At 31.2% G+C, this 10,336-nt stretch carries 10 protein-coding genes and 1 pseudogene; 1 reads left to right on the top strand and 10 read right to left on the bottom strand.

From position 1 onward, the window contains the following. The 10 genes from Q0C58_RS10900 to Q0C58_RS10855 form a co-directional block, all read right to left on the bottom strand. A partial coding sequence (locus Q0C58_RS10900) for an FAD-dependent protein (RefSeq protein ID WP_290701347.1) occupies nt 1-911 on the bottom strand: 911 nt, incomplete at its 3' end. Nucleotides 912-975: 64 nt separating this feature from the next. Beyond that, nucleotides 976-2,154 carry an OmpA family protein gene (locus Q0C58_RS10895; RefSeq protein WP_290701345.1) on the bottom strand — a complete coding sequence of 393 codons (1,179 nt, stop codon included), beginning with the start codon at nt 2,152-2,154 and terminating at the stop codon, nt 976-978. A gap of 8 nt (nt 2,155-2,162) precedes the next feature. Further along, complete coding sequence (locus tag Q0C58_RS10890; protein WP_290701342.1) at nt 2,163-3,056, bottom strand: dihydrofolate reductase; 894 nt, start codon at nt 3,054-3,056, stop codon at nt 2,163-2,165. Nucleotides 3,057-3,148: 92 nt separating this feature from the next. Continuing rightward, entirely contained in the window at nt 3,149-3,973 is an 825-nt protein-coding gene (locus Q0C58_RS10885; protein WP_290701339.1) for an energy transducer TonB, read from the bottom strand. Between the two features lie 9 nt (nt 3,974-3,982). Then, nucleotides 3,983-4,807, bottom strand: coding sequence for a thymidylate synthase (locus Q0C58_RS10880; protein WP_290701337.1), 825 nt, complete (start codon nt 4,805-4,807; stop codon nt 3,983-3,985). Nucleotides 4,808-4,933: 126 nt separating this feature from the next. After that, a complete protein-coding gene (locus Q0C58_RS10875; protein WP_290701334.1) occupies nt 4,934-5,443 on the bottom strand; it encodes a hypothetical protein in 510 nt (169 codons plus the stop codon). 17 nt (nt 5,444-5,460) lie between these two features. Next, complete coding sequence (locus Q0C58_RS10870; RefSeq protein WP_290701331.1) at nt 5,461-7,194, bottom strand: nucleoside transporter C-terminal domain-containing protein; 1,734 nt, start codon at nt 7,192-7,194, stop codon at nt 5,461-5,463. Nucleotides 7,195-7,198: 4 nt separating this feature from the next. After that, on the bottom strand, nt 7,199-7,810 hold the full coding sequence (locus tag Q0C58_RS10865; protein WP_290701328.1) for a bifunctional nuclease family protein: 612 nt from the start codon (nt 7,808-7,810) through the stop codon (nt 7,199-7,201). 237 nt (nt 7,811-8,047) lie between these two features. Further along, nucleotides 8,048-9,010: an electron transfer flavoprotein subunit alpha/FixB family protein gene (locus tag Q0C58_RS10860; RefSeq protein WP_290701325.1), complete on the bottom strand. Its 963-nt coding sequence runs from the start codon at nt 9,008-9,010 to the stop codon at nt 8,048-8,050. A gap of 114 nt (nt 9,011-9,124) precedes the next feature. Continuing rightward, nucleotides 9,125-9,871, bottom strand: coding sequence for an electron transfer flavoprotein subunit beta/FixA family protein (locus tag Q0C58_RS10855; RefSeq protein ID WP_290701322.1), 747 nt, complete (start codon nt 9,869-9,871; stop codon nt 9,125-9,127). 213 nt (nt 9,872-10,084) lie between these two features. Here Q0C58_RS10855 and Q0C58_RS10850 point away from each other — a divergent pair. Beyond that, a pseudogene (locus tag Q0C58_RS10850) lies at nt 10,085-10,336 on the top strand (alpha-ketoacid dehydrogenase subunit beta); the annotation flags it as partial.

Raw genomic sequence — 10,336 nt, 5'->3', positions numbered from 1 at the left:
CTGTAAGATGCTGCTGGAAGTAGCTCGTTTCTTTCGCCAGAACAATGGTATTGAATCGAGTCTATAATATGTTGTGGATGCTCTACACGAACTCCCATTGCAAACGATTTTGCTTTTAAAGCAATCTCTTTTTTATCTAATAAATAGAAAATATCTCTGGCAGAATGTCCTGTTGCTAAAATAACGCGCTTAGTTGGCATTTCATCTCCATTTTGAAGCACTAAAGATTCTATTTTTTTATCTTTAATATTAAAGTCGGTTACACGTGTTTCAAAATGAACTTCTCCACCATATTTAATAATATTTTCGCGAATGTTTTGGACTACTTTTGGTAGTTTGTTTGTTCCAATATGTGGATGCGCATCTACTAAAATTTGATCTGTAGCACCATGAAATACTAAGTTTTCAAATATTTTTCTAACATCTCCACGTTTTAAACTTCTGGTATAAAGTTTTCCATCGCTATAGGTTCCTGCTCCTCCTTCTCCAAAACAATAGTTAGAATCTTCGTTTACAAAATGATCTTGGTTTATGGCTTTTAAATCACGACGTCTATCTTGCACATTTTTTCCGCGTTCTAAAACAATAGGCTTAAAACCTAATTCTATACAACGTAATGCTGCCCACATTCCTGCAGGACCAAAACCAATAATGTGAACTGTTTTTGCTTTTGAAACGTCTTTATAATCGAATGTGTATTCTGAAGTTTTTGGTAGTGCTTCTCGTATGTAAACAGAAACTTTATAATTAAGAATAATTTTTGGTTTTCTGGCATCTATAGATTTACGCAGTACTTTTATACCAGTAATATCCTCTTTTGGAATAGACAGCCATTTGGATGCTTTGTATAACAAAATATCTGCTTGTTTTTCCTCTTTTAAAGAGATGCGCAATTGAATGTCTTTTACCATGTTGCGAAATTAGGGAAAATAAAATATTTATCTTCTAAAACAAATGATAGAGATTGTTTTAATATCATTTAGAAAACACGAATTCCACTCTACGATTATCATCAGGATTGTCGTTTTTTAGTTGTCTTTCTCCCATTCCTTTTGTTGTAAGCCTAGAAGCATCTATGCCAGATTTAGTAAGGTATGCTTTAACAGATTTTGCTCTATTTGATGAAAGAATGTCATTATATTCTATAATTCCAACACTATCTGTATGCCCAATAATTTTAGCAGTTATTTGTGGTTTGCTCTTTAAAATATTAATTATCTCTTCTAATAATAAAAATGAATGTTCTCCTTTTATTTTACTTGAATCAGTTTCAAAGCTAATAGAAAAGTCTAATGAAATTGTTGTTTCAAAATTATTTAAATCCTCTTTTAACTGTGGTTTTTTTCCTGTGCTTTTAAGAGAGTTAGCTTGTAAAAACATTGCAGAATCATACAATTGATCGCCAACATCACTTATACCTAGTTTAAAGTGGTACTTAGTATTTGGTATTACTTTTGTTTTAGCGACTAAAACAGTTGTGAAACCATCGTATTGAAAGCTTTTAGAAAGTTCGAATTTTACAGGATTATCTTTAAGCGTTTTAATTGTTGAAATGTTATAGCTTGAATTTTCGATATAATATTCTGAATTCGTTTTTGCGTTTATATGATCTACAGTTATTGGCTTGTTGCTGTCTCCATTTAAGATGGCTATATTCTTTGATGTTTGTGTATCTAAGTTTGTAACTAAAAAAATAAAAATATCATTGACATTTTTAAATATATATTCGGGATATTCTTCTGAAGCGAAACAATAGTTAAATTGAATTTCGTCTGTAGCAGAAATAAGGTCGAATTCAAAAAGAGAAGTATCATAACAGCCTTTGTTATCTGCAATGATATTTATGTCTTTATCGCTTTGAAAATTTATTTTAGAACTTTTTTTTGAATCATCATTTGGTCCAATTGCATCTTTTGCAAGACCTGTACTCATTATGATGCCTTCTTTAAAAAATAAGTTATGATTTAGGTTTGCTTTAAAAAGACCAAAAGTTTTTTTACCGCCTTTAGTTGTTATGTTGCTAACTATAATATTTTCACTGTCACCAAGCAAGGTATTCATTAACACATTAGCATTTGAAACATCTGATACTTTTAATTGAGCAAAACTTAATTTACATGATATAAACGCTAATGCGATAAGATATTTACACATTTATAATGTTACTTTCTTTCATAAGTCATAAACGAAAACGCATGATTATGCTGCTCATCATTATCATGAACTTGACTATCTGTTTCTTTCCATTCTTCCATATTAATTTCTGGAAAATAGGTATCTGCATCGAATGTAGAATGTACTCTTGTTAACTCTATTCTAGAAGTAAAAGGTATGGCTTGTTTGTAAATTTCACCACCACCTATTATAAAAGGTTGACTGTCACCACTTGCTGCATCTATAGCATCTTCTAGAGAGTTTACTACTAAAACACCTTCAGGAACTTGGTAATCTTTCTGCCTAGAAATTACAACGTGCGTTCTGTTTGGTAATGGTTTAGGGAAGCTTTCAAAAGTTTTACGACCCATAATAATATAGTGTCCAGAAGTGAGTGCTTTAAAACGTTTAAGGTCGTCTTTTAAGTTCCAAATAAGATCATTGTTTTTTCCTATTTCGTTATTTTCACCAGCAGCAACAATCATTGTTAGATTTTTGAGTGGCTTTATTTTCGCTATAGTTTTGGTTTCCGTTTTTGGTGTAATTAGGGTGTTTTTTAAAGTTTCAATTTTATCTTGCTGTTTAGCTACTAGTTTTTCTATTTGTGCTTTTTCCCAAGCTTTTCCCATAAATTTATTGGTAATGAATATATTAAAAAGGTGGTGTAAAAAGAAAAACAACCAAATTGTAATTGCAATTACAAACCAGTCTAAACCCAAAAGTTTAAAATCTTTACCAATACCCAAAACAGTATTTGCTAGAATTAAAAATACAGCACTAATTAAGAAAATTACAAAATGGATATATAATCCCTTCTTTTGTTTTACGCGACGTTGGGCATTTTCTATTAATTCAAATAGCTCTTGGTCTATTTGTGGTTTTGGTTTCTTTTTTCCGAACATAATTTCTATTAAAAAAGTAAAGTTAAAGATTTAATGCGGATTTCTGATTTTTTTTATTTGCGGCACAACCGTTTTTATTTAGCAAAGGCGTACTAGTTAACTTTTAATTTAATTGGCAATGCAAAAGAAACTCGTATTGGTTCTCCATTTTTTGTTCCTGGCGTAATGCGTTTAACTTTTTTTAATGAAGCCAATGCTTCATCTTGAAAAGATTTACTTGGACCATAAGCTCTTAATTTATCCAGTTTGCCTTTTTTATCTATAGTGAAAAATATAAACGTATAGAATGTTCCTTTTTTATTAAAGCCATCAATCGCTTTCTTTTTATTAAACTTTTGACCAACAATTTTTGAAACATTTTTAGATAAGCATTTTTTTAACTCGATATTGTCTTTAGATTTACATCCTTTGTAAATAGGTGCAACCATGTTCGATTTTGTTGAAAAAGTTTTAGACTTATTATTAAAATCCAAAACAACTATTTCTCCATTTTCATCAACACCGTTTTTAATTTTTATTTTATAATTGGTGAGTATTGGGTAATTATACTCATTACGCCTTACCATAATTTCTGGTAAATCTAAAATAGCTTGCTTTAGTTTTAAACCAACAGCGTTGTTTTTTGAATTAGTAGTTTTAATACTTCCTTTTATTGGTTTTCCATTTTCTCCAACAACAAAAGAGGCGTGATTAACAACGTAGGTTCTTTTTGGATTTTTTTGTAAATAGTCTTTAATTTCTGTTTTTACAGCACTAGTAAGTGTTGCAGCAATGTAATTATTAAAGCATTCCTTTTTGTTTGGTTGTTTATTACAGTTTGTAATAGATAAATAATTTTGTTTAAAATCTTTATTCGATTGAGCAAATGAAAGAGAATAAATTAATATAGTAAATAGAAAATAGTGTAATTTTTTCATTCTTATAAATTAAACAGCAACAGCGCCTTTAATGTGAGGATGTGGATTATAATCTTCTAAAGTAAAGTCTTCAAATTTAAAATCGAAAATATTAGTAATATCTGGATTTAGTTTCATTTTTGGCAATGGTCTGCACTCACGAGACAACTGCAATTGTAACTGTTCTACGTGGTTATTATAAATGTGAGCATCTCCAAAGGTGTGAATAAACTCACCAGCTTGGTAGCCACAAACTTGTGCCATCATTTCGGTAAATAATGCATAAGATGCGATATTAAAAGGGACTCCTAAAAATATGTCTGCACTACGTTGGTATAACTGGCAAGACAATTTACCATCTGCTACATAAAACTGAAAAAAGGCATGGCAAGGAGGTAAAGCAGCTTTATTGTTAGCTACATTCTCATCAAAAGATTTTGAAGTGTCTGGCATTACAGAAGGATTCCATGCAGAAACTAGCATTCTTCTACTATTAGGATTATTTTTTAGCGTTTCTATCACTTCAGTAATTTGGTCGATTTCGTCGTTGTTCCAATTTCGCCATTGGTGACCATAAACAGGACCTAAATCTCCATTTTTATCTGCCCAAGAATTCCATATTTTAACTCCGTTTTCTGTAAGGTAATTAATGTTTGTATCTCCTTTTAAAAACCAAAGTAGTTCGTAGATTATAGATTTTAAGTGTAGTTTTTTTGTGGTAACCATTGGGAAGCCTTCGCTTAAATCGAATCGTAATTGGTAACCAAAAACACTTTTTGTTCCAGTGCCAGTTCTATCTCCTTTCTCGTTTCCATTGTCTAAAACGTGTTGTACTAAGTCGTGGTATTGTTTCATATATTTCCTGTAAAAGTAAGAATCTTATTAAATTGAACTTCTTTTTTGTTGGGATATAAAAATAAAAAAAAGCATCAAAACCTGAGGTTGATGCTTTAATATATATAATAAAGTTATTAACTAAATTTAATGAAATTGAAAACCTATTTGAGTTACTAAATCGTTTTTGAAACCAATTATTATTGGAGTGGACTCCTTTTTTGGGTCAGACATACATAAGGTTGGTAATATGCATTTTATTTCCACAACTTTTATGTTCTCAATTATTGAATTACTTGAGTTTTTATCTACATATAAATCAGCGATATTAAAAGTGCCTGTGTAAGAAGTTTGAGGAAAAGTGGCATCTCCATCCCAATTAAAATTTAACCCAATGAAAATTAATTTATTATCAAACGTCTGTACAGTTATGCCTTTTTCTTTAAAATGATAATTTATTTTTCCAGAACGATAAAATTTGTAGATAGTAGGTTCTCCCAATATTTTATTTAATTCACTAATGGTGGTTAATTTACTTAAAATTAATGAATTAATTAATAACTCCTTGTCTTTTGTAAATTCTATTTTAATAATCTCTTGGGAAAACGCTGCATTAAAAAGAAACAAAGTGAAAATTGTAAATAATATTTTTTTCATTTTTATTAATTTGAATTTTATCCAATAATCATTCCAGCAATAGTTGCAGAAATTAAAGAGGCAATAGTACCACCTAATAATGCTTTCATTCCAAATTTAGAGAGTTGTTTGCGCTGTCCAGGTGCTAAAGAACCAATACCACCAATTTGAATACCAATAGAAGCAAAATTAGCAAAACCACATAGCATGTAGGTTGCCATTATAATTGATTTCTCGTAAGTTAAATGTGTAGCACTTGCTACATTTTTAAGCTCTGCTAATTGTATATAACCTATAAATTCGCTTGCAGCTAATTTGATGCCTAATAGTTGTCCCATTAAAGCCATATCTTCTTTAGCGACACCTATTAACCACATTAATGGCGCAAAAACGTAACCTAAAATAAATTCTAATGATAAACTATCGTAAGGTGTGTTTGCAGCAATTACTTCGTTTAAAGAAGTAAATCTCCAACTTAAATTTAACGCTTCTATTTCAAAGCCGTTAAATCCTGCAATACCACCTAAAAGTCCATTTATCATAGCGATAAAGGCAACAAAGACTAGTAACATAGCACCAACGTTTACTGCTAATCTTAAGCCTTCAGTTGTTCCGTTTGCTATCGCTTCAAGAATATTTGAACCTATTTTTTCTTGTGATACTTCTACGTCTGTATTAATTTCTTCGGTTTGTGGAAACAATATTTTAGAGATAACAATAGCTCCTGGTGCTGCCATTACAGAGGCTGCTAATAAATGTTTGGCGTAAAAAAGCTGTAAAGCTTCGTCTTCGCCACCCAAAAAGCCAATATATGCAGCAAGTACTGCTCCTGCTACAGTAGCCATTCCTCCAATCATAACCAATAGGATTTCAGACTTATTCATTTTTTCTAAATAGGCCTTAATTAAAAGAGGTGCTTCGGTTTGACCTAAAAATATATTTCCAGCAACACTTAGACTTTCTGCTCCAGAAATACCTAAAACTTTAGTAAGTAATAAACCCATAAGTTTTACTACTTTTTGAATAATGCCTAAATAAAATAATACTGAAGTTAAAGCAGAGAAGAATATAATAGTAGGTAATACTTGAAAGGCGAAAATAAATCCAAAAGAAGTAACGTCAAGCATACCTCCAAATAAGAATTCGCTTCCTGCTTGCGTATAGCTTAATAGTTCTATAAAACCTTTGCCAATAAACTCGAAAATTGTTTTAACAAAGCCAACTTTTAAAACACCTATTGCAATTATTAATTGAAATGCTAAGCCTAAACCAACTGTTTTCCAGTTTATGCCTTTACGATTGCTACTAAATAGAAAAGCAATAAAAATTAAAGAGATCATTCCTAATACTCCACGCCAAAGACTACTAATAGAGAAACCTTGACTTGGTATAATTGAGTCTTTTTTAGCTGTTTCTGCTATAACTGCTGTAGTGTTTACGGTTGAATTATCAGTTAAATATGTGTAATTGTAAACATTGTTTTTATTCTTAATGGTTAAAGTAGAATCTGTTAGTTCTGTTACTTTATAATGCCTAATAGAATTCGAGGCATCATCATGATAAAGTACCAATAATTTATTTTGGTATATATAATCTCCTTTTACAGTTTGAATAGTATCACCTACAAAGGCAAATTCACCTGTATTAAACTCTAATGATTTAAAAAGACTTGATGTAGATTGCGATATCCATTTTTTTTCTAACTCTTGACCAAAAGAAGTTGTTATTCCAAAAAAAATAGCTGTAACAGCTAATAGTAGATTCTTAATCATAAAGTTATCGTTTAGAAATCTCGTCGCGAATTTTTGCGGCTGCTTCATAATCTTCGTTCGCTACAGCTTCGGCAAGTAAATTGTTTAATTCTTCAGTAGTTTGTGAGTTATAATTATCTGTCTCAGAAAATTCTAGTTCTTCATTAATAATATCTTCAACTAAAATACTGTCTTCATCCTCATTTTCATCTTTATTAGGGTCTACTTTTAAGTAAATTCCTGCTTTATCTAAGATGTTTTTATAAGTAAAAATAGGTGCTTTAAAGCGTAAGGCTAATGCAATAGCATCGCTAGTTCTGGCATCTATTATTTCTTCAATTTTATCGCGCTCGCAAATTAAACTTGAATAAAAAACACCGTCTACTAACTTGTGGATGATAACTTGTTTTACAACAATATCAAACCTGTTGGCAAAATTTTTAAATAAATCGTGAGTCAATGGACGCGGAGGACGAATTTCTTTTTCAAGAGCAATAGCTATAGATTGCGCTTCGAAAGCTCCAATTACTATGGGTAGTTTTCTGTCACCATCTACTTCATTTAATATTAAAGCATACGCGCCATTTTGGGTTTGGCTGTATGATATTCCTTTTATTTTTAGTTTTACTAAACTCATAATTTAATTATACCAATTTAAATTCTAAATATTGTATATAAATCATTTCTTTTTCAATTTGTCTTCGTTAAAAAACATAACAAGAACAAAAGCTATTCTTAAGTTTTTTGCCTTGCTAAATTAAAAAATAATTTAATTTATTGATACAACATTCAAAACTTAAATTGGCATTAAAAAAGCGGATTAAAATTGTAAAAAATATTAATCCACTTTTTTACGAGCACAATTTATAAAAAATTACGCGTTTGCGGCTTTAAAAGCTTTTAATTTTTCGATAAGTGCTGGCACAACTTCAAAAGCGTCACCAACTACACCATAATCTGCAGCCTTAAAGAAAGGCGCTTCTGGATCTGTATTAATAACTACTTTTACTTTACTAGCGTTAATTCCTGCTAAGTGTTGAATAGCTCCAGAAATACCAATGGCAATATATAAATTAGTAGCTACAGGTTTTCCCGTTTGTCCAACGTGTTCGCTGTGTGGTCTCCAACCTAAATCACTTACAGGTTTAGAGCATGCTGTTGCTGCTCCAAGAACGCCTGCTAATTCTTCTATCATTCCCCAATTTTCTGGACCTTTTAATCCACGACCTGCAGATACTACTACTTCTGCATCTGCTATTGTTACTTTATCTGTTGCTACATCTACCGATTGTACAGTTACTCCAGATTCTGGAATTGATGGAGAAAAGTTTTCAGATGATGCACTTGCACTGTTTTCTACCAAACCAAAAGCATTGTTAGAAACACCTACAATTTTTACATCTGTATTAATGGTAGTCATGTTAAAAGCCTTATTTGTAAATGCTGTACGTTTTACTGTAAAAGGCGCAGTGTTTGAAGGTGCCTCTACAACATTAGATGCATAACCAGCATTTAAACCTACTGCTAATAAAGGTGCTAAATATTTACTATCTGCACTTTGGCTAACGATAACTACTTTTGCATCTTCTTTGCTTGCGGCTTGTTTTATAACCTCTGCGTAAGATTTTGCATTAAATTTTTCTAAAGTAGAATTTGATACATTTAATACCTTATCAACGCCGTAATTTCCTAATTCACTTGTGTCTGCTGCATTAACTGTAACAGCAGTAACAGTAGTTCCAATTTGGTTTGCTACCGCTTTTGCATAAGAAGCAACTTCTAAAGCTGTTTTCTTAAATTTTCCGTTTTCTGATTCTGTATATACTAAAACTGACATAATCTATTTTTTTATCCTATCTCAACGCTTTCCAAAGGAAAGGGCTAGAAATGTTAATATTATTTTCTTGATTTCCAACTTAGTTTCCCTACTCTGGAGGGATTAATGGAGGAATTAAATCACCTTTGCTTCATTATGAAGTAAGTTTATTAATTCATCTAAATTTCCTGCATCTACTAAAGTAACAGCTCCTTTTAACTCTGGTTTTTCAAATTTTATAGAAGCTGTTTCAGTTTCTGTAACACTAGATTCAATAACCGTTAAAGGTTTTTTACGAGCCATCATAATACCTCTCATGTTAGGAATACGTAAATCGCTTTCTTCAACTAGACCTTTTTGTCCACCAATTACTAATGGTAAACTTGTAGTTACAGTTTCTTTTCCACCATCAATTTCTCTAGAAGCTGTAGCATTTGTGCCTTCAACTTCTAAACTTATACAGTTAGTAACAAAATTTGCTCCTGTTAATTCTGCTAACATGCCTGGAACCATTGCGCCATTATAGTCTATAGATTCTCGACCAGCAATTACTAAATCGTATCCACCATCTTGTACAACTTTTGCTAATTCTTTAGCAACTTGAAAACCATCTTTAGCTTCTGTGTTAACTCTAATTGCAGCATCTGCACCAATGGCTAAAGCTTTACGTAATGTAGGTTCTGTCTCATTACCACCAACATTTACTACAGTTACACTAGCGCCTTGTTTTTCTTTAAACCACATCGCACGCGTTAAACCAAACTCATCGTTTGGGTTTATTACAAATTGAACACCATTGGTGTCGAATTTAGAATCTGCATCTGTAAAATTAATTTTTGATGTAGTGTCTGGGACGTGACTGATACACACTAAAATTTTCATATATTTTATTATTTAATTAAGACTATTTTTTTAATAAACTTAGAACTAAAACGATTTCGGATACTTCTAAATTGAATCTTCTTTTTTCAGAATACGAAGATAAATATTTTATTTTGAAAAAATACTATGCATGCATAGTAAATTTTAAATAAATTCTGCTTTAATAGTTTAGAGTTATTCTTATTTTTGTTTTTTCAATATTATAATTTTTATATGAAAACAATTCAATTTAGAGAAGCTATATGTGAAGCCATGAGCGAAGAAATGCGCAGAGATGAAAGCATTTATTTAATGGGTGAAGAAGTAGCAGAATATAATGGTGCATATAAAGCATCTAAAGGTATGTTAGACGAGTTTGGTGCTAAGCGTGTTATAGATACGCCAATTGCAGAGCTTGGTTTTGCAGGTATTGCTATAGGTTCTACCATGACAGGTAATAGACCAATTGTAGAATACATGACTTTT

The organism is Lacinutrix sp., from assembly GCF_023299985.1.
Classification (GTDB): domain Bacteria; phylum Bacteroidota; class Bacteroidia; order Flavobacteriales; family Flavobacteriaceae; genus Lacinutrix.
Note: the sequence above shows the minus strand (reverse complement) of the source record. Positions and strands in the feature narration are given on the sequence as shown.